Origin of the sequence: Nitrobacter winogradskyi, assembly GCF_006539545.1 — a bacterium.
GTDB classification, from domain to species: domain Bacteria; phylum Pseudomonadota; class Alphaproteobacteria; order Rhizobiales; family Xanthobacteraceae; genus Nitrobacter; species Nitrobacter winogradskyi_A.
Genome location: NZ_BJNF01000029.1, coordinates 1 through 26,012, shown reverse-complemented (window position 1 = coordinate 26,012; position 26,012 = coordinate 1). Strand labels below are relative to the sequence as shown.

Here is a 26,012-nt window from a genome sequence, read left to right as displayed (position 1 = left end):
ACGGACAGGGCGAGGCTTTCTTGTCGCGCGAGGAATGGGCGCGCAGCGGCCAGGGGAAGAAAGCCGAGAACGGCCGTTGCGGTCTTGAGATCGAGAAGGAGCGCAGCGAACGCCGGCCTTCGGATAGACATGCCAAATCGAGGACGCAGTGGACGCGTCAGACCGAACGATGAGGAAAGGCAGCAGCGATCGGCAAGCCATACCACGCGGCAGTGTTCTGCGCACAACCTGGGAAGTAGACTCGCCCACACCGTCCAAGGCCTTCCCTGTCGGTGATCAGGACAGGACAATTGGACACAAGATCGCGGCGCGCGCGTCACGACGGCCACAGGAAGATTGCCCTCCTAACAACGAACTGCAATTTCGCACAGCCGTGCGACCCGCACTCGGCCCGTTTGGCGCCGCGGCCGAAAGGCGGAAGGAAGGCCCTCCTGCCTCCGGTCGCTAGCACGCGTTTGACGAAAAACACGAGAAAGGTCCCGCCTAATGACGAGGCCTACGTATGACGAAGAAAGCGGGCGATAAACGCAAGCGTCGATCGCGAGGATGTTGGTGCGCGTCACGCCGCTTCGCCGATCTCGATCGCCTTCGGTTGGAGATCGTGCAAGTACGTCACGGCGCGCTGCGCGTGCGCGGCCGCCGAAAAGATGAAGCGCTTGTCATTGGAAAGAACCTCCAGCCACGAGGCGAGATAGCTCGCGTGATCTGCGCGCGGCTCGAGCTCAGGCACGACGCCGAGGTCCGCGCTGAGGAAGCATGCGCCGAGTTCGGCTATAAGTTCTTCGCGGGCGCGCTCGCTGCGGTCCTTCGCATAACGGCTGAGGTCGCGATTGACGCGATGCGCCGGCGCCGTCCAGTGCACGCACTCATGCGCGAGCGTCGCGGTGTAGCTCTCGGCGTCGCGGAAGCTCTCGAACGGCGGCATCTGGATGAGGTCCAGCGACGGCGCGTAGTACGCCTTGTCGCCGCCATGCCGGATCGTCGCGCCGGTGTTGACGAAGAATGCGTCGGCGTATGCGAGGCGTCGTTCGGGCGGGGTGCTTGGAGCGAGCGATGTGTAGTACTGGTCCGGCAGGCCGTCGATCTGGTCAACGCAGAACACGGTGTAGGCACGCAGGAACGGCACCGTCCGCTCGACATCGTCGCCCTTGTCGTCCGTCTCGGTCTTGGTGATCTTGTTGGCGTAGACCACCATCGTTCCAGTCTCGCTCTTGCGGACGTGGCCGCCGAGCTCGAGCGATTGCTTGAAGGTCATCCATGTCGACGACGCAAAACCACGCGACACGGCTTCGGACCAGAGCAGCACGACGTTGATGCCTTGGTAGGGCATCCCGTTATATCGCAGCGGTCGCGTAATGCGCCCGGCGGCGTTGGCCGCATTCCACGGCCTGACCCACGGCCGCACGCCGCGCTCCAGGTCGGCGACGATGCGATCGGTGATACGCGCGTAAACGTCGGCACGCGGCTTTTCTTCTTTCCTGCTCATTTCTATAAACTCCATCTCGGAGGCCGCGCCTTTTGTGGCCCCTCACGGCGTCCGGAGAGGCGGTATCTCGCGCTCGCGCACCCGCTCGGGCCGCAGCGCAGCGGAGGACGGCGTAGCCGTTGCGCGTGCGTCGTATCCGGCCGCATGGACCACGAACCGGGAGGGGCCGCTGGCGCGGCGCGACGCTCTTTGCGTTGGTTTTGCCGTCAACACGCTAAAGGGCCGGTCGCGCGACCGGCCCCACAGGGACAGCATGTCCAAGGCGGGGCCGAAGCCCCGCCGCGCGGCTTATCCGAAAGCCGCCATCTGGACCGCGGCGGCCTTTTTCGAAACCGTTTCACCGGCGTGTTCGACCGGTCGTTCGAAGGGCTTCCAGGCCTCGCCGATGACCTGCTCGTAAGCAGCGACGGCACCCTCGGCCGCCATGCGCAATCCGTGCGCCTGAAGCCCCATGTCGGCCGCGAACTCCCGCTTGCGCTGCGCCTGGCTGTCGAAGCCCACGGGGCCGTCGAGGTCCTCGTCGCGGACATCGTTGGCGAGCTTGGCGGTGACTTCACGTGCCTCGGTCACGGCCCTCGAATAGAATTGGCCGGCTCCATGGGCCGAGCCGACATAGGCGCCGACGATGCGCTGCAGGTGGATCTGCATCGCGCGCTCGCTAAGTCCGTCCTTGAGCGCGTCGGCGGTCTCGACGACGAGCCGCTCGTGCAATTCGCGGATGCCGTCACTGTCGAGGATCGCAAGACCGAAGCTCTCGGAGATGCGCAACGTCTGCGCGGAGTCGGGACAGGCAAGGCGAACCATTTCGAGCGTCGTGCCGCGGCGGAGCGGAATAACCCGGGCGGCGGCGCGAGGGGAGCGGGCGGATTTGGTCATGATGAGATCCTTTCTCGGTTTCACCTTGGGAAGCGATTGGCCCTTTGCCGTTGCTCCCTCGGGTGCGGTCGACCAGAACCGGCCCCAGCGGGCCGCATCAGGGGGCGGCGGTTGCCAGGACGAGCATGGGAGGGTTGCGGGCGAGCGGGCCTTCAGGCCTGCGAAGGACGCATCCTTCCTATCGCGAGACGGCGACCGCCGATCGCTTCGCGACTTGCCCTTGAAGCGGTTCGCGGACGGTTCAGACCGCAGCACAAACCGAGGGAGTGACGGATAAGGGACAGTCCATTGCCGAAACCCTGGAAGGTCACACCAAATCCACCAACCACACCACGTGGGGACCCGGCGTTTGCTTCCCGCTCCCAGCGATCAGACAGGCCCTTCGTCGCTCATGGCCCCGCAGAAGAACCGTCGTTGAGCGTCCGAAATTCGGCTATCGTCCGCTCCTGCCGATCGAGCTTGTACAAGAGGGCGTCGATCTCACCGCATCGTGCAAGGGTGAGTTCCGCGACATGCTGCTGAAACAGCCGCTCATCCGCATTCGTCCAACGCGTCGCGCTGCGGCCGAATTGCCTGCGTTTGACACGATCAGTGATCGTCAGCCGTGCGGCGCGTGCCGCAATTTGACGCTCGATGACGCCGAGGTGGCGCAGTGTCTGGGCTTGCGCCGCTTCGATGCGCGTGAGGATACGCCGATCCCAGGATTGACTCATCGCACCAGCCCACAAGGCCATAACGGAAAGGGGAATTCATACGGTACGTAGTCGTCCTGGAGAGGCACCGCTGCAATCGAAGAGGCGATGTCGTCACCAGCGATCGCCCAGTCGACAAGTGCGGAATCGGCGCCGGCGTTCTTGCGCATGTCAGGCGTGAGGATGCCTTCGAGCGCATCGGCGATGGCGCTCTCAGCATTGTGGTGTGCGTGCACCAGGAGATTCACGGCGACGAGATAGGCTTTCATGTCTGGACCTCCTTTCTGCCGGCGTCCGGGGGATAAGAGTTCGGCGCGTGAATGGAGAGGCGGACGGCGCGTCTCCAGGCGCCGGAGCCGGCGAAATGTCGTCTCAACCGCGGATGCCAGACGATGAGGAACGGCATTTCGCCGTCCCCATCTGTGGCGGTTTGCCAGCCGAAGGCTTTTGCAATGAGGCGCCAGGGCATGGCTCACCTCCATCCGATGAAGTCGGAGGGACCGCCGTAGACCTGGTGTCGCGCCTCGTCGATGACGAAGCCGAAGCGGCCGACGTCGTATTCGTCGACGGGGACGAGGAAGCGGCGCTCCTCGGTCCCCGGGCCGCGCTTGCCGCCAGGTGTGGCGACGGTCTCCACGAAGCCGCCTACGTGCTTGGAGGTGATCGCCGACACGACGATCCAGTCCTGCGCGTGCGCCTTCACAAAGGCGCGGCGGTCTTTCTCATGGGACTCGCCCGGTTGCAGGATTGTGCCTGAGATCGTCTCCCATGCGTCCGGCCAGCTGTCCTTGACGGTTCGCTCGGCGCAGCGCCGCTCGAAGGATGTGAAGAGATGCGGAAAGGTAGTCGCGACAATCGCCCATGCGGCGTCCTCTTCGTACCAACCGCCCGTCGCGCGCAGCATGGGGTGGACCTTGCGGTTCCGCTCGGCCGAGAGCTTGAAACCGCCATGCCCGGCAGTGGAGTGCGCCGTGACGCCTTCGGCGTAGACCGTCGCACACTGCGAGGCACCCCAAGGCGTGTGCGCGCGCGAGTGTTGCTCGACGCGAGCCAGCATCTTGCGCTCACGTTGGTGCTCGGCATTTTCAAGGACGCGAGTACGGAACGCCGCCTCGTCGGCGAGTTCACCGGAATGACCGTAGAAATCCGAGCGCCGCCATTCCGTCAACGCCCGGCCGATGCGCCAGGCAGTCGCGAGATAATGCCGGCCGTCACGCGCCGGCAACATGGCAAAGGCGGTATCGGCGACACACGCGACGACAAGTCCGTCGCCGCTGCGGCCGAATTCAGTTCTCGGGAACGGGTCAGCCTGCGCGGCCGAACTTTCAGCGGGGAAGGGGGCGGTCATGCTGCCCTCCCTTCGACGGCATCTGCGCCGACCTCGTCGGCCGTCACTTCTTCCAGCACAGCGTGCGGATAACCGTGGCGTGTCAGCCATTCTTTTGCGTCGCGTTCGTTCGTCGCGAGATAGACGAGCTCGGCGTCGTCGCCGGCGCGGTCGAACACGCGGACCCAACCGATGGCCGGACGTTCGACGATTGTGAACTGAAGCTTCGAGTCCAACGAGAACGACCGGTGGACACGAATGGCGATGACGCCGCCGGCGCCGTAGTCCGCCTCGTGCAGGGTAAAACAGCCCGACAGGGGGACACAGCCGACGCTGCGACCACCCTGCTTGCGAATGAGACGGCCTCGGCTGTTGTTGGTCTGCCACGAGGCGAGCTTTTTCCTGAAGCGCGTCGGTGGCTGCGGCGTCCCGTCGGACCAGGTGACGATCGAGCCGATGGGTGCGTTGTCGATGATGGTGTGCGCGGACATCGAGTCCTCCTTGTGTGCGCGTGCATGGAAACGAAACCGCCGCCGGGACGACCGGCGGCGGCGAACGGTTCGGAAGGAACGGTGCGTGTCGTTACTCGGCTGCCTCCCTGAACGCCTCGGCTTCTTGGTCGGAGAGGTCATCACCGTTGGCCGCGATGTCGTCTTCAGCCTCGTCGTCTGCCGACGTCGCGCCCGACGACAACCATTCGGAAAGCTTTGAAGCATCAGGCGCGAAGAGCGCGGAAGGATGAACGAAGTGTCCCTCCTTGAAGTGCTCTACGAGCGCGGCACGCGTGTCCTTCACCCGCTGGCGCGGCAGCACCGGCGTGTCCTTGCAGGATGTTTCGAGGGCAGGACGCGACAGGCAGGAGAGGAAGTCTTCCGAGCCCATGTTCGGCAGGAAGGTATCCGCGCCGATCGTCTCGCCGGCGACACGCGCGACGATGCCGCTGTTGGTGGCGTTTTCCCGGCACGAGAACACGTCCACCAGCATCGTGCGCGCCGCGACACGCAGCGTGTCCATGTCGAAGGCGAGCTTACCGTCGGCGTCGAACAGCACCACCGCGTTCTTCGCCAGTCGGCTATGGCCGTAGTAGACACCGCCGCCGCCCGCCGTCACCGAGACGTTCTGACCTGCGAAGGCCAGGATCAAGAGCGCCATCAGCATGTCGTCCTCGATCGGTGCGCGGCCGAGCGCTTCGCGCAGCGCATCGGTGCGGTAATCGCCGATCATCTCGACGCCCTTGCGCGTGACGTCGGGACGCGTCTTCGAAACGACACCGATGTCGTCGGCGCCGCTATCCGAAGCCGCCGCGCCTTTTCCCTTCGGCTTCTTCGCCACGGGCATGCGGAAGTGAACGGTCTGTACGCGGCCGTCACGATCGAGATACATCGCCGTACAGTCGGACTTCGCCGGTTTGCCGTAGACGCGTTCCGCCTTCGGCGGCAGCTTCACCTCCCCATAGTTGGTCACCTCGGCGATGAGGCCCTTTTTCGGCAGATTTGCCGTCATCCACTCCTGCTGCGCGCCGAGGAAGGCCTCGGCATCGTTGGTGTAGCGACTGTCCTCGTCGGCGGGAGCGAACAGGTCCTCAACCCACTGGATGCCATAAGCCTGAGCGAGATCGTCACCGAAACTGGCGTGGCGCGCATACATCCGCGTCTTCTGCAATCCCTGCGCGACGCTCCACCACGAAACCTGCGGATCACCTTTCGACGGCTTGTGCTTCTTCCAGACCTCCTTTTGCTCGTCGGGCGAAGCCGCCGCGATCGTGCGCAGCTGACGCTCGTCGGGCATGTCGCCTTTCGCCATATGGTCGAGCATCGCCGGCAGGACGTTCGCGAGCAGGCGGAGTTTCTTGATCTGGCGCACCGGAAGCGCGAGCGCGACGCCGATCGCTTCTTCGGTCCAGCCGAGCGCGACGAGGCGTTCGATCGCACGCCATTGGTCGACCGGATTCAGCGCCTCGCGGGCGATGTTCTCGATCATCGAGCGCATGGCGCCATTATCGTTTGCCGCCTCGTCGACGAGCACGTCGATCTCCTCCAGGCCGGCGGCGATGGCCTGCTTCACCCGGCGATGGCCTGCATTGATGACGTAGCCGTTGCCGCCACCGGATTCCGGTGTAATCACGGGCGGCTGTACGATACCGACGGCCTTGATCGTGGCGAGCAGCAGCGCATCGGCCTGCGGCGTGGATTTCGTCTGGCGCGTGCGGTCGGGATTTTCCTTCAGCGCCCGCGGATCGACCTTGAGAAGTTGCATGGGATTGCTCCTGTTGGGGGTTGTGGACCGGCACTGCCGGCCTTTTCTCGTCTTCTTCCCGAAGACGTCCCCCAGCCCGCGGAGCGGGCGGGCCGGTGCAACTGCGGCCGAGCATCCCTGCCCGGCAGGACGAGCAGGGCCTAAGCCCTGCGCAGGACGACGGGCCGGGATCGCGCAGGCGGCGGTTGAGCCCTCGCGTCGGCGGTCCGCCCGCTCTGCGAGCGGACCTTTTCATTTCTCATTCCTCCCTCTTTGGTTCAGGCAGCCACAGCCATCTCTCCTGCGCCCTCACTCTCCTCCGACAAGGCCTTCTCCACCCCGGCGAGTTGGCGGCGCTTTTCGGCAAGCTCCCCAGCAAAGCTGAATTCATCGCCGTCGCGCGACTCGTAGGACGCAAGCCGTCGGCGAGCGTCGGCCAGACGCTGGCGGTAGCGTTCGCGCTCGCCCTCGAAATCGTCCACCGCGTGTTCAAGACGGGCGACCGCTCCGAGCGGAGTCACCGTCACGGGCAACTCAATCTCGTATTCGGCGCCGGTTCGCAGGAGCATCGTGGTGTAGCGATAGCCGTCGCGGCCGATCCGCTCGCCGCTATACTCGATGTCGAAGCCACCAATTGAGGCGATGACCGTCTCGCCTTCCTGCTGAAGCTGAACCATCGTCAGGATCTCCTTCAGCAACGCACGGCCAGCGAGTTTGCGCTCGGCGTACAATTCGCCCGCGACTGCCATGGAGAAGGCATCGCCCCACGTCGGTGTGCGCCGCTCGATATCCTGTCCGATCTCGCCGATGCGCCGGATCGAGAGCTCAACGTCGCGCTCGGCGTCGCGCATCTGACGCCGCACGGCGTGCTGATCGTCGATATGGGCGGCCCGCAAGCGTTCCAGCCGCGCGATGTCGGCCTCCAAGCCCGCTTTCTGCATCAAACGCGGGTCGCCTGACGCGATCGCCTTGGCCATGGCGAACTGGTTGGCCTGACTCTCACCCATATCCTCGAGCCGCCGGATCGATGTGTCGCCCGAGAGCGCGGCGCCGATGAAGCGAGCCTTGCGCTCGTTGTTCTGCCACATCTGCGCATCGAGACTGCCTTCGGTCGCGTAGGCGAAGATATCGACCTCGTCATGCTGGTTCCCCTGGCGCACGATGCGGCCTTCGCGCTGTTCGATCTGCGACGGCAGCCACGGAACGTCGAGATGGTGCAGGGCCTTGAGGCGCAACTGCGCGTTCACGCCGGTGCCCATCGTCTCGGACGAGCCGATCAGGAAACGCACTTTGCCAGCACGCACGTCGCCGAACAGGCGCTGCTTGGCCTCGGACTTCTTGAATTCCTGCATGAAGGCGATTTCGGACGCAGGCACGCCTATGCGGACGAGCTCATCACGAACCCAGCGATAGGCGGAGAAGCCGCGGCTCTTTTCGACACTAATCGTGCCGAGATCGGAGAAGATCATTTGCGCGGCGCCGGGCAAGTCGAACGGCTTGCCGTCCGTACGCGTGTATCCGTTCTCGGCCGTCTCCTTCCAGATACGGAAAGCGTTGCTGACAAGCATGTTCAGCTTATTGGCGGCCTCGTTGTCGTTATCTGGATCGACCAGACGTAGATCGATCGCGGCGTGCCTGCCATCGGTGATGACGGAGAGCAGAATGTCGTCGCCGGGCTCCGGCGCGCGGTCGCGCTCCTCGATCGCCTTGATGCGCTCGCCGAGCAGGGTCTGATAGCGCTTGAAGGCATCCGACGGCTTCGCGGTGAGGATCTGGCGCTTGCCGGTCGAGATCGCGGGCACCTTGACGTATCGGCGCAAATCTTCCGGCATCACCACGTCGGCGAAGGACCGGAACATGGCGATCAGCTCCGGCACGTTGACGAAGGTGGCGAAGCGCGTCACCGGTTTGTATTTGCCAGACGGCTGAAGCTCGAGCTCGGTCGTGACGTCGCCGAAGGTCGAGGCCCATGCGTCGAACTCGTGCAGACCACGTTCGAACAACGCGGCGTAACCGAGATAGCGCTGCACGGAGAACATTTCGCCTAGCGTGTTGGTGATCGGCGTGCCGGAGGCGAGGACGAGCGCGCGGTCGGGATTCTTCGTCTCGACGAAGCGCGACTTGACGAACAAATCCCAGGCACGCTGCGACCCGTTCGGATCGACGCCCTTCAAGGTCGACATGTTGGTCGCGAAGGAGAGCTTCCTAAATTCCTGTGCCTCGTCGACGATGATCTGGTCGATCCCGATCTCTGAGATGGTGAGGAGATCGTCCTTGCGGGTCGCCAGCGATTCCAGCCGCTCCTTCAAACCCTCCTTCAGCCGTTCGAGCCGCTTACGCGACACGCGATCATCGCTCTCGACCTTGGTCAAAAGCGTCTCATAAAGCTCCAGCTCGTCCTGGATCATCTGCTGCTCGAAGGCCGAGGGCACCGCGATGAAGCGGAAGGCGGAATGCGTGATGATGATCGCGTCCCATGTCGCCGTCGCCGCGCGCGACAAGAAGCGATGCCGCTTGTCCTTCGAAAAGTTGGTCTCGTCGGCGACAAGGATGCGCGCGTTCGGATAGAGAGCGAGGAACTCTCGGGCTGCCTGCGCCAGGCAATGCCCCGGGACGACAAGCATCGCCTTGGCGATCAGGCCAAGCCGACGTTGCTCCATGACGGCGGCCGCCATCGTCATGGTTTTGCCGGCGCCGACAGCGTGGGCGAGATAGGTCGACCCGGCCGAGACGATGCGCCAGATGCCGCGCTTCTGGTGCCCGTAAAGAACAAAGGCGCCAGAGGCGCCCGGAAGCTTCAGATGGGAGCCGTCGAACGCTCTTGGCGCGATGTTGTTGAAGCGGTCATTATAAACACGGGCCAGTCGATCCGTGCGGTCGGGATCGGACCAGATCCAGTGCTGGAAGGCATCCTTGATCTTCTGGAGCTTTGTCTTCGCGGCCTCGGTGTCGACGACATTGAGCACGCGCCGCTCGCTATCGCCGTCCTTGACAGTATCGAAGATCTGCGGGACGCGACTGTTCAGCGCGTCCGCGAGGAGCTCACCCGCATGCCGGCGGTCTGTGCCCCACTCCGACGTGCCCGCAGCGGTCCACCCGAGCTGCCGCGCCTCGACGGTCCATGACGCCAATTCCGGCATGTGGTGGATCCTTATCTCGGCATCCATCGTCTGCTTGACGAAGGCGACAACGTCGCAGGCTGGTATCCATGGCGCACCTAGACGCGCGGTGATATCCGACGGCTTGAGGTCGGCGGGCTGCACGGCGGCGAGCGCGTTGACATTGCGTTCGTACTCCGGCTCAAGCGCCGCGGCGGCCTCAGCCGTCTTCAGCTTTTCGCGCACACGACCGGACAAATAGGAGTCGGCCATCTGCCACGATCCATCCGCCGGGTCGCGGTAGATACCGCTGCCAAGTTCGGCGATCACGACCTCAGGGTCTCGATGCAAAAGTTCGGCGATGTGATCGATGTCGACGTAACCGCGCTCGTTGAGCACGACGGCGAGCGCATCGGCCGCGCTGTTGATCACAGGCGCCGCCGGCGGCGCGATCACCCGCTCGGTGAAAAGCGGTCCGGGCTTCCCGGTGTTCGTCTCCAGGTCGTAGTCCTCGATCGAGGCGACGAGCCAGCAGTCGGGGTCGTCAAGGAAAGGTTGGATGTTCGGCCGGCGGTGCGTCTCGCGCACTTCGCCCGTCTCTTCCTCCTCGGTCATGGAGACGGTCGTGAAGTTGATCGGGCCGAAGTCTCGGACGAAGTTCGACCATGCGATGCGCAGTCGGACTTGCGCGTCCTTCCACTGCCGGTCGAGCTCCTGGCATTTGAGCACCTCGCGGACGGCGTCGCGTATCGGGATCAGCTTGCGGATAATCCGGACGTGTTTCTCCGGGATGCCGTCGGCGCTGCGCCCCTTTCGCGCCGTCACCGGAACGGGTTCGCCGTCGAGGACTTGCATCAAGCCGTGCGCCTTGTCGAAGAAGTAGCTGCCCTCGCGCACATGCCCATCTTGAGGCAGGTCGAGGTCGGCCACGTCGCCGTCATCATCTGGATTGATGTCGATCACCTCGGGCTCGCCGTCGTAGACCGTTTCCGGAAGGAGACCAATCCTGGCGGCGAGCGTCGTTTCGAGTTCCTCGCCCTCACGCGGTGTGCATGTGTAGGTCTCGCCGAACGGTCCCGATGCGAGCGCGTGCGTGCCGAGCACGAAGTCAGGGTGGCGCACCAACCATCGGTTGACGCGTATCGCGCTCTCGTCCGGGGTCGCCGGCCGCACCTCATCGAGCTCGAGCCAAGACAGATCATCTTCCGGATCGCCGATCTTGCGCTTGCGGAAGAACAGGAGGTCAACGACGACATCGGTACCGGCGCTGGCGCGGAAACTGCCCTCGGGCAGGCGAATCGCGGCGATAAGGTCGGCCGTCTTCGCGATGTGCTCGCGCGCCGATGTGTCTGCCTTATCCATCGTGCCCGAGCTCGTCACGAAGACGGCGAACGCGCCTGGCTTCAAAAGGTCGATCGCCCGGGCAATGAAATAATCATGCAGGCGCAGGCCCATCGACCGATAGGCGCGATCTGACCGCACGGTTCGATCGGAGAAAGGCGGATTGCCAATCGCGAGATCGAAACTCCTCGGCAACTCCGCGCGCGCGAAATCCCCGGTGATGATCCGTGCACGCGGCTGCAAGAGGTGTGCGATGCGCGCCGTCGCCGGATCGAGCTCGACGCCGGTGACGTACGAGGCCTCGCGAAACTCCTCGGGCATCAGCGCCGGAAACAGCCCGGTGCCGATACCAGGCTCGAGAACGTGGCCACCGCGCCAGCCGAGGCGCCGGAGCCCCGCCCAGATCGACCGCACGATGAACTCCGGCGTGAAGTGCGCATATTGGGTGCAGCGCACCAGCGAGGCGTGGTCAAGGTCGTCGACCACATCCTGCAGGTTCTCGCCGATCACTTCCCAGCCTTGGCGGAATTCTGCCTCGCCGGGGCGGCGGAAGACGAAGTTGGCGAGTTCGGAAGCGCCGAAACCAAGAAAGCGGATCAGCCGCTCCTGCTCCTCGACGGTGGCCGGCCGCTCCTCGGCTTGGATGGTTGCCGCGAGGCGGATCGCGGCGATGTTGTCGCGTGCACGCTCCTTCCAGCTCTTCGCCAGAGCGCGATCGCCGACGAGGTGGAAGTTCGTTCCTCGCTCTCGACCAGCAGTTGATCCGTACCGCGCCACCGCCGCGACCGAAAGCGCGGGGGAAGGTGACGACGGATCGGGATTATCGTCATCGGCTTGCTCGGCGATGATACCGCCGGCGAACGCGGTGACGCCGAACCCGAGGCCCGATGAGAGCGCCGTGTTGCCGAAAAGGTCGAGGGTGAAGGGATCGTCTTGCGCCATGGAAGTTCTCCTTGTGGTGAGGGCGCGCGTCATCCTTCCGCCGATTGGGGCGGCGGCGTTGATGATCACGGTGATGCGGTTTGAAGGGGCGCTAGCGCGCGATGAGCGAAAGCGAGACTTCGGCTTCGCTCAGCTGCACGCGCAGATGGGTGAACCGGAAGTCACGTTTGATGAGAGGAAGGATCTGCTCGGCATCAAGAAACTCGATGCCGTCGTCACCGCCGAAATGGCGGCGCTTGTAGTCAAACCAGTCCGGGTTGCCGACTGGATGACATTCCTCGGAATAGACGACAAGCGGGCGATTGCCATTAGCGAGCTTACCGTTCGCCATGATGTAGACACCGCTGTCGCCGACCAGCCAGAGGCCTGGTTTCTCACCTTCGCCGGGCTTGAGGCCGTAATAGGGATTGCGGAAGCCGCCATTGGCGGCGGCATCGGATTGACCGCGCTCGATCACCGTGCGGACGGCCGGGATGGGGAACGTGAACATCGTCACCTCCCTTACGCAGCGATCGCATCGGGCAGATATCGCAGATGCACGGGCAGCTTCGCCAAGATCTCCGTATCGGTGAGCTGGTCGAGCAGCTTCAGCACGGTTCCCCTTTGGCCGCCGTAGAACAGCACCGTGCGCTTGCCCCACAGATGCTTGGAGAAGCGCTCGCCGGCGTAACCGCGATAGTCGTCGTGCGTACTCGACCAGATGTGCTCGAGCCGCTCTTCGCGCGTCATCGCTTTCACGGGCCGTGATTCCCGCTCGGCGATCGCCGTGCGCATGCGCTCTGAGGAGGCGCGATCCGACAGGTCACAATAGGCGTGGAAGAAACGCAGATTGTTGTCGACCGTCAGCGCGAAGAAGACGCTGGTGATGCTGCCGGTGAGGTATTCGCGCATTGCGAATGCATCGCCACGCATCCAGAGCGGCGGCAGGATCTCGAACATGTAGTTGTGCTCGGGCTGACCGACCTCGAACCACTCCCCGCGATAAAGATGTGCATCGTCTGGTGAAGGGTTCGGGCGCTGCGCGTGCCGATCGAACATCCGAAACATTTGCCGGCGGTCGGCGATTCCTTGAAAGACTTTGCGGACGGATAAGGGGGTCATGAGCGGGCTCCTTTCAGCCTCGTCGGGCCGGAGCGCGGCTCACCCCTTCGGCTCACCATCCTCTTCAGCCCTTCAGACCCCTCCTTCGCGGCCGCCTCTCCGGTCCGGCGGGTCAAGGGCCGCGCAGCGGGCGAAGCCTCCCTTGACGCGACGGTCGGGCATGCGGCAGCAGGGTTCAGCTCCTTTCTTATTTTCCTCCTTCCACATCCGTCCGATCCGCGATGTGTGTGTCCGCCTCACCAGCCACAGGTTGGCGGATCGATGAGCGTGGCGCCGCCGCAAGCGAGCGAGCAGGATGCAAGCGATTTCCTGTCCACGCTCTTTGGTCAGACGCGCGCCGCCAGCAACAGAGACGTCCGGCGCCGTCATCCCGCTTTGGCCAACGGCTCGCTTTCGATGCGCGCGAGGAGCGTCTTCAAGTCATCGTTCCAGTCGCCGGCACGCGGTCGCGAGCGTGCGTACCCGGCGCCTGTCTCCTCCGCGATCGCGCGAATGCGGTCGGCATAGACGTCGCCCTGTCGGTTATTATCAGTCGCGGCGACAAGACGGGTTCCCCGCCGCTCCGCGAGCCGGCGGATAGCCTTCTCGCTTGCGGGCGACCAGCCGCCACCTGTGCTGACGTAGAGCGTGTCCGGGCGCAGCACCTGGATTGCCGCGAGACTCATGGCGTCGATTGCTGCCTCGGTGACGCAGATCCGCGGCGCCGCCGATGGACCAAACCGGAGAAGCTCCTTGTCGCCGCCGGTGGCAAAGCCGCGCCACTGCCGGCCACGCTCCTCCCAGCCGAGAAGGGCGCCGTCGCCATTGCGGTGTGCTGCCCACATGCTGCCGTGCGGTCCTTCGCGCAGCAGATCCTGCTGGACTGCCGTGGCCACGATCGATTCGGGGATTCCGCGCTCTTCCGTCAGGTAACGCCAGGTCGCCGAACCGGGCCGAGGCCTGGCGCGACGTCCCCAGCGGTCGGCGACGGAATGGACCGGCGCCGGCCGGCTCTGCCGCTCCCACGCGGGCGCTTCGGGAACGAAACCCACGAGGGCGGCAACGCGGGCGGACGCTTCGGGGAAACCATGAGCGCCCAGATGCTCGGCAAGGTCGAACACGTCGCCTTTCGCCGTGGACAACGGATCGAACCAACCGCGACCGTCGTGGATCACGATGACGATCTTCGCATCGCGGCGGTACTTCACCGCGCGTCGGGTGCTTTCCTTCACGTCGACTTTCCAGCCGTCGTCTTCCAGCAGGGCGGCACAGCCGACCCTGTCTCTCAATTCTTCGATTTCACTTTTCTCCATGCTCTTCACCACGCGGGCATCCCGCCCGGTCCTTTCTTCGGTTGGTGCCCATCGCCACACCGCGACGGGACGCCACCCGCCTGCCGCGAAGCGTGCCGGATGCAAGGGCGCGCTGGCAAGTCATTGCGATGATTTCGCTTCGGCCGCGGCGCAGCTTCCCTTGCATCCGGCACAGCGCCAGCGGCACCGGTCGCCCGGCTCAATGAGCCGGTGACCACGGGTCATACTCGTGATTATGAGCAGGTGCGTATAAGCACGATTATGATCCGTGGGAGATTATGGACAGTTGAGCAGCTTTGCTTGGCGCTCGACCGAAGCGGCAGCGATGGTCGAGCGCGCATATTGCGCTACGCATCACCGACCATCACCCACAGGAGGTGGAGTTCAGATCGCCGACAGTTTGACACGCGCGGCGAGCTTCTCCGCCGCTTCCTTGCGCTCGCTGTAGCGGTCGGTGAGGTAGGCGGAGGGGCCGCGCGTCAGCAGAGTGAACTTCATCAGCTCTTCGACGACATCAACGACGCGATCATAATACGGAGACGGCTTCATCCGGCCGTCCTCATCGAACTGCTCATAAGCCTTGGCGACTGAGGATTGGTTCGGGATCGTGATCATACGCATCCAGCGACCGAGAACGCGCATTTGGTTCACGGCGTTGAAGGACTGCGATCCGCCGCTCACCTGCATGACCGCGAGCGTCTTGCCCTGTGTGGGTCTGACTGCCCCGATAGAAAGGGGAATCCAGTCGATCTGGGCCTTCATGATGCCCGTCATGGCGCCGTGACGCTCCGGACTGCACCAGACCTGCCCCTCCGACCAAGCTGACAGCTCGCGCAGTTCCTGGACCTTGGGATGATCGACGGGCGCATCGTCCGGAAGCGGCAGGCCGCTGGGGTTGAAGATGCGGGTCTCGGCGCCGAAGGCCTTCAGCAGGCGCGCGGCTTCCTGTGCCTGAAACCGACTGAAAGAGCGCTCGCGGAGGGAGCCGTAAAGCAGCAGGATGCGCGGTGGGTGCGCGGGCGGTTGCGAACCAAGTTCGTCTGCGGCTGGAGCTTCGAAAGCAACAGGATCGATGTTCGGTAAGTCCGATAATTTAGAAGCGGGCATCAACGCGCCTCTTCGATGACACGAGGCGCTGGCTGGCCGCGCTCGTACCACCCCTTCGAGCGGTTCACGATCCAGACGACAGTCAGCATCACCGGCACTTCGATCAGCACGCCAACCACGGTGGCCAGCGCCGCGCCGGATTGGAAGCCGAACAGGCTGATGGCGGCAGCGACCGCCAACTCGAAGAAGTTGGAGGCCCCGATCAGAGCGGAGGGGCCGGCAACGCAGTGCTGTTCGCCCGAAATCCGGTTCAACAGATATGCAAGACCAGCATTGAAATAAACCTGGATCAGGATCGGCACGGCGAGCAGCGCGATCACCAGCGGCTGTGCGATGATCTGTTCGCCCTGGAAGCCAAACAGCAGCACAAGCGTTGCCAGCAGCGCCACGAGGGAGACCGGGCCGAGCCTGGCCAACAGCCGGTCGAGCGCGGTTTGCCCGCCGGTCGCCAGCAGTTGGCGCCGGAGAAGCTGCGCAATGATCACCGGAATGACGATATAGAGGACCACCGACAGGGCGAGCGTGCCCCACGGCACGGTGATCGCGGAGAGCCCGAGCAGCAAGCCGACGATCGGCGCAAAGGCCACGACCATGATCGCGTCGTTAAGCGCTACCTGGCTCAGCGTGAAATGCGGTTCGCCCTTGGTCAGGTTGGACCAGACGAACACCATTGCCGTACAGGGCGCGGCGGCAAGGATGATGAGTCCGGCAATGTAACTATCGATCTGGCCGGCCGGCAGGTACGGTCGGAACAGGTATCCAATGAACAGCCAGCCGAGCAGCGCCATCGAGAATGGCTTGATCGCCCAATTGATGAACAGGGTGACGCCGATCCCGCGCCAATGGCGGCCGACTTCGCCGAGCGCGGCGAAATCGATCTTCAGCAGCATCGGAATAACCATCAGCCAGATCAGCACGGCGACGGGCAGATTGACCTTGGCGATCTCCGCAGCACCGATCACCTGAAATGTGCCGGGCATGACGTGCCCGAGCGCGATGCCAACGACGATGCACAAAGCAACCCAGAGGGTGAGATACCGTTCAAATGTGGACATAGCTCTTCCTCACGCCGTCGCCACGCGGCGGCCGTCTTGGTCCACCACGCGCTCTCCATCCTCCTTGATGAACTCGCCCCTGCTGCGGCGGCAGCAGATTGAGCACTTCCTCGGAAGGACGGCAGAGCCGAACGCCCTGGGGCGTCACAACGATCGGCCGGTTGATCAGGATCGGATGCGCCATCATCGCATCGAGGAGTTGGTCATTCGTAAGGTTCGGATCGCCCAGACCAAGCTCCGCATAGGGCGTGCCCTTCTCGCGCAGGAGCGCGCGAGATGAGATGCCCATGCGCGCGATGAGCTGCTCGAGCATCCTCCGCGAAGGCGGCGTCTTCAGATACTCGATCACATGCGGCTCGATACCGGCATTGCGGATCATCGCCAACGTGTTGCGCGAGGTCCCGCAGTCGGGATTGTGGTAGATGATGACGTCCATGATGTGCCTCATGCGGCGCTCGTGCGAGGCGACGTCGTGCCTTCGCTTTGGCCGATCTCGCGCAGCTTCGTGCCGAGTGCGATCTTGTCGAGGCTGTCCAGCGGCAGCGCCGCGAACACGCCGATGCGCGTCTTCATATAGCGAAACGCGGTGACGAAGGCGGCTTCCTTCTGGACGTCGGAGCCTTCGACCGCAGCCGGATCCTCGATCCCCCAATGCGCCGTCATCGGCTGACCCGGCCAAACGGGACAGGTCTCGCCAGCGGCGTTGTCGCAAACGGTGAACACGAAATCCATGGTCGGGGCGTCGGGCTTGGCGAACTCCTCCCAGCTCTTGGAGCGGAGGCCGTCGGTCGGATAGTCGAAGCTGTCGAGCACCTTCAGCGCGAGCGGATTTATCCGGCCTTTCGGATCGCTTCCGGCCGAGAAGGCACGGAAGTGACTGGCGCCATCCTTACGCAAGATGCTTTCGGCCAGAATGGATCGGGCAGAATTGCCCGTACAAAGGAACAGCACGTTATAGATACGGTCAGCCATGGATGACTTCCTTCGACGGGGTCGTTTGGGGTGAGCAGCAGGGCGAAAGATCGGCGATCAGCGGCGCGCACAACTCTGGTCGGCCGCCGCAGCAATCCTTGACGAGGAAGCCGGCCAGACTTCGCACCGCCTCGAGCTGCGCGCGGTAGACGATAGATCGGCTCTCTCGCTCGGCCTCGATAAGCCCGGCCCGGGTCAAGATCGCGAGGTGCGTCGACATGGTGTTGTGCGGCACGGCTAGGCGGCGCGCGATCTCGCCGGCAGGCAAGCCACTGGGCTCATGCACCATGAGGAGACGGAACACCTCCAGGCGGGTCGGCTGGGCGAGCGCGGAAAAGGCGAGGATGGCTTCATTTGTCTCCATATGTCGAGACTACTAGACATATGGAGACAACGCAAGGGGCACTGGTCGTGCGGACAGACCCATCCACGGTCAAACTAACGTTGAACTGCTCATAATGCGGAGTCCTGCTCGAGATCCCAACAATGGAGATCGAGCATGCCGACGCCCCCACGCCTTCAGTTGAAGATCCAAGATCCAGATAATGTTCTCTGGCCCGTCATAGGCTTCTACACCGACTATCTTACGCGTAGCCGTTACGGAGCTAAGCGCCGTCGCCGTTATACCGCCTCAGCTCTCCACTTCGGCGACTGGCTACAAAGCCTTGGCGCTGGGCCAGGTGACATTGACGAGGTTCTCATTGGCCGCTTCCTCACGAGCCATTTGCATAACTGTTCCTGCGATCATCCGACCCCACACGGCGTCATCCTTAACAGGGCGGCGCTGAACAATCTTTTGCGCGTGCTGCGCACGCATGACATCGCCGCTGCACCTGCACCCGACGCTATCGAGCTGGAGCTTGTCCGGTTCGATGCCAAGATGAGGGACGTCTGGGGGCTGACCCAAGGCACGCGCGATCACCGCCGACGCATCATCCGACGTCTGCTGCGGCAAGAGGTCGGCACCGGGCCGATTGAGCTCGGTGCGATCAGCCGCAACGCCGTTAGGGCGTTCGTGCTTGGCGACGCGAGCCGAAGCACCAGCACGGTCCGCGTCATGGCTGGCGCGGTTCGTTGCTATCTCCGCTATCGCGCGCTGATGGGTGACGATATCGCTCACCTCGGCAAAGCGGTGCCGCGGCCCGCGTTCTGGCGTGCTGCAAACCTGCCGGAGGCTCTGTCGGCGGCAGACGTCGAACAATTGTTCTCTGCGTTCGACAAGCCGTGCCCGTCGCGACGGCGCGGCTACGCCATCGTGCGTTGCCTGGCTGATCTCGGCTTGCGTTCGAGCGAGGTCATCCGACTGACCCTCGATGACATCGATTGGACAGAAGGCATCGTGAAAGTCCCGGCAGGGAAAGCCCGGCGATCCGACATCCTTCCTCTCTCGCCGTCGACCGGCGAAGCGATCGTCGATTACATCGTCAATGAGCGGCCAGCGACAGCCCGGCGCGAGGTGTTCGTTCGTCATGTTGCCCCTCTCGGCGAGCCGGTCGGGAGGCGCGTCGTGCAGAAAACCCTGCATGCAGCCTACTCTCGGCTCGGCTGGGACCGAACCCGCGTCCACATCCTCCGGCACACGCTTGCAAGTCGGCTGGTTAACTCCGGCGTGCCGATGAAGCAGGTCGCCGACGTTCTGCGCCATCGCAGCATCGTCACGTCTGCGACATATGCGAGGGTTGACGTCGCACGGCTGTCATCCGTCGCATTGCCTTGGCCGGGAGAAATCGCATGAGCGCGCCGGCTACAATGCTCGCGCGCGCCGAGGCTTACCTCTCCGAGCGCCGCCGGCTCGGCTTCGTCTTGGATCGATCGGGCAGTCTCACGCTGGCGTTCGCTCGCTTCGCCGATGGAAGCGGCCATGAAGGTCCGCTCACCAGCGCCATCGTATTGCGATGGGTGAAGGAGGAAGCGGTACATGCCGACCCGTTCACTTGGGCGCAGCGGCTCAATGTCCTCCGGCCGTTCGCCCGCCACCTAGCCGACGCAGAGCCAAGGACCGGCTTCCCGGAGGGCGCACCATTCGGGCGGTCAAAGCGCCGGCTTGCGCCACATATCTTCACACCAGCCGAGGTAAACGGGCTCATTGCAGCAGCGGGCACTCTTCCAGCTGTGTTTGGTGCTGGCCCGGCCACGCTCCCGACATTGCTCGGACTGCTTGCCGCAACCGGCCTGCGGATCTCCGAAGCGCTGCGGCTTTGGTGCGGCGATCTTAGCGATCTGAACACCCACATCACCGTGAAACGCTCCAAATTTGAGCGGACACGCATTGTGCCGTTGCATCCAACGGCGGCGGTGGCTTTGCGAGAATATCTCCGGGCGCGGGCAAGGCTCGGTTCGACGTACCGCTCCGCGCCACTCTTCCTCGATGAGCGAAGCGGGGAGATTCTCCGTTACGCAGCCGTGCGTCGAGCGTGGCTCCGCCTGACGGGAGACCTCGGCATCGTACCGCGCGGCGGACATCGGTTTATCCGCATCCATGATCTGCGACATACCTTTATCTGCCGTCGCCTGATGCTCTGGCAGGCCGACGGTACAGATATCGACAATGCAATGCTGGCGCTTTCGACCTATGTCGGCCACGTCAATCTCGGCGACACATACTGGTACATGCAGGCTGTCCCAGAGATCATGGCGCTGGCGGGAGTGCGCTTCGAGACGCTCTCGTCGCATCGCAGGGAGGCGCGCCATGGTTGAGGCGACACCTTCGTTCCCGATGCTGCTCCAGCGGTTCTTCGTCGACTATCTTCGTCAGCAACGCGCCGTCAGCTCCAACACAGTCGCGGCCTACCGCGACACGTTCACGCTACTGCTCGCCTTTGCGGAGAAGCAGCTTCGAAAGACGCCGACCGATATCGCCCTGGCCGATTTTGACGCAACGCTGATCCTCGCCTTTCTCGACCATCTCGAACGCGAGCGGAAGAATGCAGTTCGGAGCCGCAATGCGCGTTTGTGCGCCATCCGATCGTTCCTGAAGTATGCCGCTCACCAAGACCTGACCGCGCTCGCGGTCATCGAGCGCAGCCTGGCCGTCCCGCAGAAGCGTCACGACAGAGCCGTGCTCGGCTTCCTGTCCCGCCCCGAGATGGAGGCGATCATAGCAGCCCCCGACTGCACGACATGGGCTGGCCGGCGCGATCAAGCGCTGTTCACGCTCTTGTACAACACTGGTGCCAGGGTCTCTGAGGCGATCGACCTCAAGGTCTGCGATGTGGTGCTCGATGTCTCGCCGGTCGCGCACCTGCACGGCAAAGGCAGAAAGCGCCGAAGCGTGCCGCTGTGGAAGTCGACCGCGGCCATGATCCGGCACTGGCTACCCCACCTGGCAGATGCCAGCCCTCGGGCGCATCTGTTCCCAAGCGGGCGTGGCCAACAACTGTCCCGATCGAGCGTGACTCAGCGGCTCGGACAGGCAGTTGCCCACGCGGCGTGCACGCTTCCGGCTCTTGCCGGCCGGCCGATCTCGCCTCACACCATCCGCCACACCACGGCAATGCACCTATTGCAATCAGGCGTGGACATCACGGTCATCGCGCTGTGGCTAGGCCATGAGCATCCGAGCACGACACACATTTACATGGAGGCCGATCTCGCCATGAAGGAGCAGGCATTGAGCCGGCTCCAGCCGATCGTCACTGCGCCAATGCGGTATCGGCCACCGGACCAACTCATGGCCTTCCTGCAATCGCTATGATTATGCGCAGCCCGATCTCGGTCGGGCTGCGTGAATCCGGCTTCCTCAGTCCGAGCTGCTCATAATCTCCCACGGATCATAATCGTGCACGATGGTGTCTTCGTCGCCGTCGTATTCGCTGGAGACCATCACGCCGAACGCCTCGTCGACCTGAAACAGCACCACGGGCACCATCAGCGTGCGAGCGAGATTGAAGGCGTTCTCCTGGGCGAGGTTGAGATTCTGCGACATCGTGAGGCTCCCGTCTTGGGGCGGGGACCATCCCCGCTCGACAGGCGCCGACGTGTCCGGGCGCGGCCGCGGTCACCTCGCAGGCGAAGCCGGAGAGGTCGCACGCTTGCGTAGCGAACCCCTCGTGGGTTGATCGTGGAAGGCCGTGACCCGGACCAAGGAAAGCCCATTTGAGAGCGGGGTGGTCCTTCCCCGGACGCATGCCAAATCGAATGCCGCGGTCCCGACCCGAGGTTGTCGCTGCCTCACTCACGCGCAACGACGCGTGCCTCGTGGTGTCTTCGCTGTGTCGACAACTGCTCGCCGGGCGCCACTTGTCCTGACGCCGAGCAACATTACACGAGACTGACGTTCTCGCGTCTTCCGGTGGGAGCTTTGGCGCTCTGCCGATCGCTATGGCCGCTAGCTTCGGCAGGAAAGACAAAACAAGCGCACACCATGGGGTAACCTGTCGGCTTCCCGCTGATGGCGATGGCCAAGCTAGACATAAGCTCTACTCGCTTCTGGCAGAGCGATCGTGACCCGCATGGGCCGAAACCGCTTGCCGCGGGTTCGGTCTGAGGCCGGCTTTCCCGGCCGAAGATAGCGCGCGCCCGCGCGTAAGCGCGGCTGCCACAGCCACACCGCGACTATCTCGCACCACGCCAAGCGCTGCGTGCTCTTGACGGTGCTCACTCCACGCCTGCCGGAGAATCGGAACCACCGGCGCCGGAAATTGCCGACGCGAGCGCAGCCACGATCAAATCATGCCCGTCGTCGCACTCCCGGAGTCGTCGAGGTGTTACTGGCCGCGAGGGGAGGCGCTGCATCACGGTGCAGCCTGCTGACCCCAGCGCGGGGCCTTTCTTAACAACAGTTGCGCATCCATTGCGTCCGTGCGCGACTAATTCTTCTAGCGGTTCAAGCGCTTGCATCCGCTTCGCGGCAGATTGTTCAGCGAATCCCTCTGGAACACGCCGCCACAAGGGGTTATGAGTCGTGCGGGGCAGTACGCGCTGCCCTGGGGCGTCGAAACCCCTCTGTTACCGGTTGGTGCCGGCCGTTACGGCACCGCACTCCTTGACCTTAGGGTCGGGGAGCCTGTGGCGTATGCAACAGGTTCACCCGAACTAAAGGCCACGGGGCCGTGTAACAGCGGTTTTCGAACTCCCCGATCACCAAGAGTCACCGAGTTTGTTTGCGGGGGCGTACCGCAGACACTGTTTTCGCCGGGAGAGATCGAGTGGCCAAGGCAGGGGAGCGACGCGACAGCGCGCTCGAGTCGCAGGCGGTCTCAGCCCACCGCGCCTACGTCGAGGCGCTGGCGTCATGGGAGCGCGCGCTCCACACAGCGAGTTGCCCGGCCTGCTGGCCCGAGGGCACAACCGAGGAGCAGCACCTTCTCCGTTGCGCATCTGCCGAGGCCGTGAAGGAGCGCCGGCGCGTTGTCTTCCGCGATCTATGCGACGAGCTCGGCTACCTGCCCGACGGCCACGGCGTCGCTCTTCCGCCTGAGGGTTGCCCATCGGCCTCCGGCGCCGGCTAGCCCAAGCCTGCCTTTGCGGTCTTTGGCACGGCGTCTGCAATACGGAACTCTCGCTGGCAATGGTCTTTTCTGACCATACCGGCACCGTGTCATGCGTGGCCATGTCGTCTTGTCTAACAAGCCCAGGAGTCACCGATGCTCAGGTCATTCCCGACCCGGACATCTGCCGTCACGTTGCGCTGATTGACCGGGCTTTTCGTTTCGCCACGCGGTCTTCGTCGAAGAGAAGGGACGGGAGGAGGACGGCTCGAGCGCGACAGCTCGACGATTCGCGAAGCGCATCGGCGCGGCGCGGTCGTCGCGCTGCCGATATCCTTAAATCGCGAGACACTCGACGCGATCCAGGCCGGCAGGGCAAACCCGCCTTTCGGACGCAGCGTGGCCCCGCACCCGATGACCGAAACGAGTGCGAAAAAGAGGAAATGGCTGTGATACGGACTGCCGACACCAAAATCGTTGCCCGAGAGCTGCACGCCCGCTACGACCACCTGAGAGCGATCACCCTGATCGGTAGGTCGCTGCAGAAAGCGCTGTTCGCGGGCCGCTCGGACGAGGTCGTGTTTTGGGCGCTGGTGCATGCGCACTACCGAGGCGGCGATCTCTGCGCCGCGATCGAGGAGCAGCTGAACTTCTTCGCGCCCTTCATCATCCGCGAGCCGTCCGAGGTCAATTGACCGCGCGGCCGCCTAAACATCTGTCGGGTTGACGATAATCGATGCGCTCGAAGCTGTCGGCGGATTGGCGGCGATGCCCGTCGAGGTCGGAAAGTCGCCTGGCCCAGAGGGGCCGCAGACGGCTTGGCCATCCTGGCAATTTGGATCTGCCATCGCGCGCGCATTATTAGCCATGCGGCAGATGGTGGTTCCATTGATATCCGCGAAGCCGGAGCATTTGCCGGAATTCAGCATCTTCTGACAATTGCCGGTGCCGAGCTGAATGCAGGCGGCAATAAAGCTGGCATCGACCTTCTGGCCGTCGAAGGTCGTCATCGAGGCCAGCTGTCTGACGGCGGGTGAATTGTAACCGTCGTTGGTCAGCTTGGCCCAGGCGCCGACTTGGTCCTGCAGCGACATACAGCCGTAGCCCGCCCGATCAGTCCCGGCGTATTTTTGGACGTTGGCATTGTTGAGCTGGAAGATGCCGGTGCAGCAGCTGCCATTGTAGTTGCCTTTGTTGCCGCCCGACTCGAACCGTCCCAATCCGCCAAGCGAGCAGGACGTCCCTTTAAGATCGTCGCGCAATGGAGAGTTTCTCACGGCATCCGTGATATCTTGTGCGGAGTAATTGGTGCGTTCGCAATACTGTCCCGCCACTGCCTGACCGTCTCCGAGCCACAGGAAGCTCGCGCAAAGAAAAAGGAAGAACATAAGACCGCTAAGGCGCGTGAACATGGATTTCCTCCGCATCCTAGAGCGTCATTTGAGCGAATAGACACGTGCGCAGCTTGGCACGTCATGGCCACCGATCGTGGTGCGGAAGCTAATCGTGCCGGTCGCCGGATCGTAGCGTGTGTAGGAATTATCGTTGCGGTTCTTCGCCGGCAGGTCGGGATCCGCGTGATCCGTGTAGCAGCCGGTGTCCGACTTAATGGACATCACCTTTCCGCTCTCGATCGTGACAATGCGCAGAGGGCAGTTCGACGGCTCGATCTCGGCCCCTTTGTCATTGGCGCCGCTATCGCAAGCGCGCGATAGCGCCGTGCTGACGATGATGGTCCGGTTGCCGTCGCGATAGGTCGAGGCGAGCGCGGTCACCAGCGCGTTTTTGCCGCCGAGGGGCCGCCTGAGCTCGGTGGTCACGTATGCGTTGGCCTCGCGGATGACGTCGGGCCAGACCAGCGTCTGTAACGGGTCGGTCGTCGATGGGGTCTCGAAACTATAATAGCTCATCGCCTGCCAACGACCGGCAGCTTGATCCTGCGCGGCTGCGACCCAAGGAATCGCGAGTAGCGCGATGATCGGAAGGGTTAACCTGAATAGCATCGAAGCCTCCTGATGCTGAGATGGCCGACCAGCATGACACGGCCGCGAGCGCGGTCCAGGCCGCGCGCCAGCGCGCCCCGGAGGGTCGCCTTGACGGCGCCGTCAGCGGACGGGACACCATGATGGACAGGCGGGCAGCGTTTCATTGCGGATACAGAGCGATCTTTTGTGAGCAGCCATCCACGGCCTGGCGATCGATGATCAGACCGGTTTTCACGGTCTTGGTGACGGCATCGTAGGAAGCATAGGAAGCAGCTTGCGCGTCACCGCTGGTGCCGACCCCGCGCGAAGTGAGTTCGAGAAAGCAGGCTCGGCCACCGTCGAGGGTGCGGACCTGGAGTCCTTCGTAGATGGCGATCCGCAGCGGGCAGAGTTTTACGGTCGCGCCGGCGGCCGCGCGCAGTTCCTTGAGCGTGCAGCCGGTGACAGTGTTGAGGATTGAAAGTACAACGGATTTCGTGGAGCTCCAGATTACGAAATGCGCTTCCGTGGCGGGCGCGTTACCATCGGTGAATCTCTGGTCGCCACGCGCCTTGTAGGCGCGATTGTTGACGTCGATGGCGTCTTTCCAAATGTCCAGATAGGTCGCGGTCTGCGGTGACGGCTTCTGAAGGTCCGCATATGACATCGGCCGCCAGGCCCCGGGGTCGGGCGTTAGCGATTGCGCATGAACGCCAGTGGAAAGATCGACCATCATTATCATCGCGATCAAGGCGCGTACAAAGCGCCGTCTGATATCTCGGAAAAATGCGCACAAAAAGCGCCAACATCTAATATAGTGCCTTTGTTTTATCGATGTCAGCGCGTCGCGCACGCCCCCCTCCTATTCGTAGCGAGGCCGGCCGGGCACCCACCACCAGAAGTCCTTGGGCGACCGTTCGCGATTGCGCCACAACGCGGCGACACGCGGCGGATAGACGGACTGCATGTTCCACACTGAGGCGTAGTAATAAAAATTCGCGGTTTCGCGGTGTAGTCGCCGTCCGGAGCCATCCAGAAAATCCGTTGCACAGTGAACGACAGGGCCCCGGTAGCGTGTCACGCGCGCGGTCTGTT

At 63.6% G+C, this 26,012-nt stretch carries 25 protein-coding genes and 2 pseudogenes; 5 read left to right on the top strand and 22 right to left on the bottom strand.

Annotated features, from left to right (window positions below; all coding sequences use genetic code 11):
- Nucleotides 1-559: 559 nt before the first annotated feature.
- The 17 genes and pseudogenes from NWI01_RS06305 to NWI01_RS06225 form a co-directional block, all read right to left on the bottom strand.
- Nucleotides 560-1,486, bottom strand: a complete 927-nt coding sequence (locus tag NWI01_RS06305) for an ArdC family protein (protein ID WP_141383069.1) — start codon at nucleotides 1,484-1,486, stop codon at nucleotides 560-562.
- Between the two features lie 288 nt (nucleotides 1,487-1,774).
- Nucleotides 1,775-2,362 (bottom strand): hypothetical protein, encoded by a 588-nt coding sequence (locus NWI01_RS06300; protein ID WP_141383068.1) that lies wholly within the window; start codon nucleotides 2,360-2,362, stop codon nucleotides 1,775-1,777.
- A gap of 389 nt (nucleotides 2,363-2,751) precedes the next feature.
- Nucleotides 2,752-3,075: a hypothetical protein gene (locus NWI01_RS06295; RefSeq protein ID WP_141383067.1), complete on the bottom strand. Its 324-nt coding sequence runs from the start codon at nucleotides 3,073-3,075 to the stop codon at nucleotides 2,752-2,754.
- Entirely contained in the window at nucleotides 3,072-3,323 is a 252-nt protein-coding gene (locus NWI01_RS06290) for a hypothetical protein (RefSeq protein WP_141383066.1), read from the bottom strand. Before NWI01_RS06290 ends, NWI01_RS06295 begins: the two co-directional genes overlap by 4 nt.
- Entirely contained in the window at nucleotides 3,320-3,523 is a 204-nt protein-coding gene (locus NWI01_RS06285) for a hypothetical protein (RefSeq protein ID WP_141383065.1), read from the bottom strand. The genes NWI01_RS06290 and NWI01_RS06285 overlap by 4 nt, the downstream gene beginning before the upstream one ends.
- Before the next feature lie 3 nt (nucleotides 3,524-3,526).
- Entirely contained in the window at nucleotides 3,527-4,402 is an 876-nt protein-coding gene (locus NWI01_RS06280) for a DUF7007 domain-containing protein (protein WP_141383064.1), read from the bottom strand.
- Nucleotides 4,399-4,872: a hypothetical protein gene (locus NWI01_RS06275; RefSeq protein WP_141383063.1), complete on the bottom strand. Its 474-nt coding sequence runs from the start codon at nucleotides 4,870-4,872 to the stop codon at nucleotides 4,399-4,401. The genes NWI01_RS06280 and NWI01_RS06275 overlap by 4 nt, the downstream gene beginning before the upstream one ends.
- 91 nt (nucleotides 4,873-4,963) lie before the next feature.
- Nucleotides 4,964-6,637 (bottom strand): ParB/RepB/Spo0J family partition protein, encoded by a 1,674-nt coding sequence (locus tag NWI01_RS06270; RefSeq protein WP_141383062.1) that lies wholly within the window; start codon nucleotides 6,635-6,637, stop codon nucleotides 4,964-4,966.
- A 257-nt stretch (nucleotides 6,638-6,894) separates the two neighbouring features.
- A complete protein-coding gene (locus NWI01_RS06265) occupies nucleotides 6,895-11,997 on the bottom strand; it encodes an Eco57I restriction-modification methylase domain-containing protein (protein ID WP_141383061.1) in 5,103 nt (1,700 codons plus the stop codon).
- A 91-nt stretch (nucleotides 11,998-12,088) separates the two neighbouring features.
- Nucleotides 12,089-12,487 (bottom strand): DUF3085 domain-containing protein, encoded by a 399-nt coding sequence (locus NWI01_RS06260; protein WP_141383060.1) that lies wholly within the window; start codon nucleotides 12,485-12,487, stop codon nucleotides 12,089-12,091.
- A gap of 11 nt (nucleotides 12,488-12,498) precedes the next feature.
- Complete coding sequence (locus tag NWI01_RS06255; RefSeq protein WP_141383059.1) at nucleotides 12,499-13,098, bottom strand: DUF1419 domain-containing protein; 600 nt, start codon at nucleotides 13,096-13,098, stop codon at nucleotides 12,499-12,501.
- Nucleotides 13,099-13,463: 365 nt separating this feature from the next.
- On the bottom strand, nucleotides 13,464-14,390 hold the full coding sequence (locus NWI01_RS06250) for a DUF3991 and toprim domain-containing protein (RefSeq protein WP_141383167.1): 927 nt from the start codon (nucleotides 14,388-14,390) through the stop codon (nucleotides 13,464-13,466).
- Between the two features lie 384 nt (nucleotides 14,391-14,774).
- Entirely contained in the window at nucleotides 14,775-15,497 is a 723-nt protein-coding gene (gene arsH, locus NWI01_RS06245; protein ID WP_141383058.1) for an arsenical resistance protein ArsH, read from the bottom strand.
- A complete protein-coding gene (gene arsB / locus NWI01_RS06240; RefSeq protein WP_141383057.1) occupies nucleotides 15,497-16,552 on the bottom strand; it encodes an ACR3 family arsenite efflux transporter in 1,056 nt (351 codons plus the stop codon). The genes arsH and arsB overlap by 1 nt, the downstream gene beginning before the upstream one ends.
- A gap of 9 nt (nucleotides 16,553-16,561) precedes the next feature.
- Nucleotides 16,562-16,988: pseudogene (gene arsC / locus NWI01_RS06235) on the bottom strand (arsenate reductase (glutaredoxin)).
- An 8-nt stretch (nucleotides 16,989-16,996) separates the two neighbouring features.
- Nucleotides 16,997-17,524 (bottom strand): arsenate reductase ArsC, encoded by a 528-nt coding sequence (locus NWI01_RS06230; RefSeq protein ID WP_141383056.1) that lies wholly within the window; start codon nucleotides 17,522-17,524, stop codon nucleotides 16,997-16,999.
- Nucleotides 17,517-17,888 (bottom strand): ArsR/SmtB family transcription factor, encoded by a 372-nt coding sequence (locus NWI01_RS06225; protein WP_141383055.1) that lies wholly within the window; start codon nucleotides 17,886-17,888, stop codon nucleotides 17,517-17,519. The genes NWI01_RS06230 and NWI01_RS06225 overlap by 8 nt, the downstream gene beginning before the upstream one ends.
- Nucleotides 17,889-18,023: 135 nt before the next feature.
- Here NWI01_RS06225 and NWI01_RS06220 point away from each other — a divergent pair, with 135 nt between their 5' ends.
- Genes NWI01_RS06220 through NWI01_RS06210 form a run of 3 tightly spaced genes read left to right on the top strand, consistent with a single transcriptional unit; the run spans nucleotide 18,024 to nucleotide 21,218 of the window.
- Nucleotides 18,024-19,259: a tyrosine-type recombinase/integrase gene (locus tag NWI01_RS06220; RefSeq protein WP_141383054.1), complete on the top strand. Its 1,236-nt coding sequence runs from the start codon at nucleotides 18,024-18,026 to the stop codon at nucleotides 19,257-19,259.
- Nucleotides 19,256-20,221 (top strand): tyrosine-type recombinase/integrase, encoded by a 966-nt coding sequence (locus NWI01_RS06215; RefSeq protein ID WP_141383053.1) that lies wholly within the window; start codon nucleotides 19,256-19,258, stop codon nucleotides 20,219-20,221. The genes NWI01_RS06220 and NWI01_RS06215 overlap by 4 nt, the downstream gene beginning before the upstream one ends.
- Nucleotides 20,214-21,218 (top strand): tyrosine-type recombinase/integrase, encoded by a 1,005-nt coding sequence (locus tag NWI01_RS06210; RefSeq protein WP_141383052.1) that lies wholly within the window; start codon nucleotides 20,214-20,216, stop codon nucleotides 21,216-21,218. Before NWI01_RS06215 ends, NWI01_RS06210 begins: the two co-directional genes overlap by 8 nt.
- A 45-nt stretch (nucleotides 21,219-21,263) precedes the next feature.
- Here NWI01_RS06210 and NWI01_RS06205 read toward each other — a convergent pair whose 3' ends face one another.
- The gene (locus NWI01_RS06205; protein ID WP_141383051.1) at nucleotides 21,264-21,449 is read right to left on the bottom strand and encodes a hypothetical protein; all 186 of its coding nucleotides are present in this window, start codon (nucleotides 21,447-21,449) and stop codon (nucleotides 21,264-21,266) included.
- Nucleotides 21,450-22,671: 1,222 nt separating this feature from the next.
- Between NWI01_RS06205 and NWI01_RS06200 the strand changes: the two genes are divergently transcribed.
- Nucleotides 22,672-22,974, top strand: a complete 303-nt coding sequence (locus NWI01_RS06200; protein ID WP_244613660.1) for a hypothetical protein — start codon at nucleotides 22,672-22,674, stop codon at nucleotides 22,972-22,974.
- Between the two features lie 428 nt (nucleotides 22,975-23,402).
- Nucleotides 23,403-23,648, top strand: a complete 246-nt coding sequence (locus NWI01_RS06195) for a hypothetical protein (RefSeq protein WP_141383050.1) — start codon at nucleotides 23,403-23,405, stop codon at nucleotides 23,646-23,648.
- A 12-nt stretch (nucleotides 23,649-23,660) separates the two neighbouring features.
- Here NWI01_RS06195 and NWI01_RS06190 read toward each other — a convergent pair whose 3' ends face one another.
- From NWI01_RS06190 to NWI01_RS06175, 4 genes and pseudogenes are all read right to left on the bottom strand, one after another.
- On the bottom strand, nucleotides 23,661-24,365 hold the full coding sequence (locus NWI01_RS06190) for a hypothetical protein (protein ID WP_141383049.1): 705 nt from the start codon (nucleotides 24,363-24,365) through the stop codon (nucleotides 23,661-23,663).
- 24 nt (nucleotides 24,366-24,389) lie between these two features.
- A complete protein-coding gene (locus NWI01_RS06185; RefSeq protein WP_141383048.1) occupies nucleotides 24,390-24,956 on the bottom strand; it encodes a hypothetical protein in 567 nt (188 codons plus the stop codon).
- A 142-nt stretch (nucleotides 24,957-25,098) separates the two neighbouring features.
- A complete protein-coding gene (locus NWI01_RS06180; protein WP_244613659.1) occupies nucleotides 25,099-25,770 on the bottom strand; it encodes a hypothetical protein in 672 nt (223 codons plus the stop codon).
- 9 nt (nucleotides 25,771-25,779) lie between these two features.
- Nucleotides 25,780-26,012, bottom strand: a pseudogene (locus NWI01_RS06175) (hypothetical protein); the annotation flags it as partial.

Excerpts from the sequence above, each read along its gene's own strand:
- NWI01_RS06305 (WP_141383069.1), bottom strand. The coding sequence starts at position 1,486 with ATGAGCAGGAAAGAAGAAAAGCCGCGTGCCGACGTTTACGCGCGTATC.
- NWI01_RS06300 (WP_141383068.1), bottom strand. The coding sequence starts at position 2,362 with ATGACCAAATCCGCCCGCTCCCCTCGCGCCGCCGCCCGGGTTATTCCG.
- NWI01_RS06295 (WP_141383067.1), bottom strand. The coding sequence starts at position 3,075 with ATGAGTCAATCCTGGGATCGGCGTATCCTCACGCGCATCGAAGCGGCG.
- NWI01_RS06290 (WP_141383066.1), bottom strand. The coding sequence starts at position 3,323 with ATGAAAGCCTATCTCGTCGCCGTGAATCTCCTGGTGCACGCACACCAC.
- NWI01_RS06285 (WP_141383065.1), bottom strand. The coding sequence starts at position 3,523 with ATGCCCTGGCGCCTCATTGCAAAAGCCTTCGGCTGGCAAACCGCCACA.
- NWI01_RS06280 (WP_141383064.1), bottom strand. The coding sequence starts at position 4,402 with ATGACCGCCCCCTTCCCCGCTGAAAGTTCGGCCGCGCAGGCTGACCCG.
- NWI01_RS06275 (WP_141383063.1), bottom strand. The coding sequence starts at position 4,872 with ATGTCCGCGCACACCATCATCGACAACGCACCCATCGGCTCGATCGTC.
- NWI01_RS06270 (WP_141383062.1), bottom strand. The coding sequence starts at position 6,637 with ATGCAACTTCTCAAGGTCGATCCGCGGGCGCTGAAGGAAAATCCCGAC.
- NWI01_RS06265 (WP_141383061.1), bottom strand. The coding sequence starts at position 11,997 with ATGGCGCAAGACGATCCCTTCACCCTCGACCTTTTCGGCAACACGGCG.
- NWI01_RS06260 (WP_141383060.1), bottom strand. The coding sequence starts at position 12,487 with ATGTTCACGTTCCCCATCCCGGCCGTCCGCACGGTGATCGAGCGCGGT.
- NWI01_RS06255 (WP_141383059.1), bottom strand. The coding sequence starts at position 13,098 with ATGACCCCCTTATCCGTCCGCAAAGTCTTTCAAGGAATCGCCGACCGC.
- NWI01_RS06250 (WP_141383167.1), bottom strand. The coding sequence starts at position 14,390 with ATGGAGAAAAGTGAAATCGAAGAATTGAGAGACAGGGTCGGCTGTGCC.
- arsH (WP_141383058.1), bottom strand. The coding sequence starts at position 15,497 with ATGCCCGCTTCTAAATTATCGGACTTACCGAACATCGATCCTGTTGCT.
- arsB (WP_141383057.1), bottom strand. The coding sequence starts at position 16,552 with ATGTCCACATTTGAACGGTATCTCACCCTCTGGGTTGCTTTGTGCATC.
- NWI01_RS06230 (WP_141383056.1), bottom strand. The coding sequence starts at position 17,524 with ATGGCTGACCGTATCTATAACGTGCTGTTCCTTTGTACGGGCAATTCT.
- NWI01_RS06225 (WP_141383055.1), bottom strand. The coding sequence starts at position 17,888 with ATGGAGACAAATGAAGCCATCCTCGCCTTTTCCGCGCTCGCCCAGCCG.
- NWI01_RS06220 (WP_141383054.1), top strand. The coding sequence starts at position 18,024 with ATGCCGACGCCCCCACGCCTTCAGTTGAAGATCCAAGATCCAGATAAT.
- NWI01_RS06215 (WP_141383053.1), top strand. The coding sequence starts at position 19,256 with ATGAGCGCGCCGGCTACAATGCTCGCGCGCGCCGAGGCTTACCTCTCC.
- NWI01_RS06210 (WP_141383052.1), top strand. The coding sequence starts at position 20,214 with ATGGTTGAGGCGACACCTTCGTTCCCGATGCTGCTCCAGCGGTTCTTC.
- NWI01_RS06205 (WP_141383051.1), bottom strand. The coding sequence starts at position 21,449 with ATGTCGCAGAATCTCAACCTCGCCCAGGAGAACGCCTTCAATCTCGCT.
- NWI01_RS06190 (WP_141383049.1), bottom strand. The coding sequence starts at position 24,365 with ATGTTCACGCGCCTTAGCGGTCTTATGTTCTTCCTTTTTCTTTGCGCG.
- NWI01_RS06185 (WP_141383048.1), bottom strand. The coding sequence starts at position 24,956 with ATGCTATTCAGGTTAACCCTTCCGATCATCGCGCTACTCGCGATTCCT.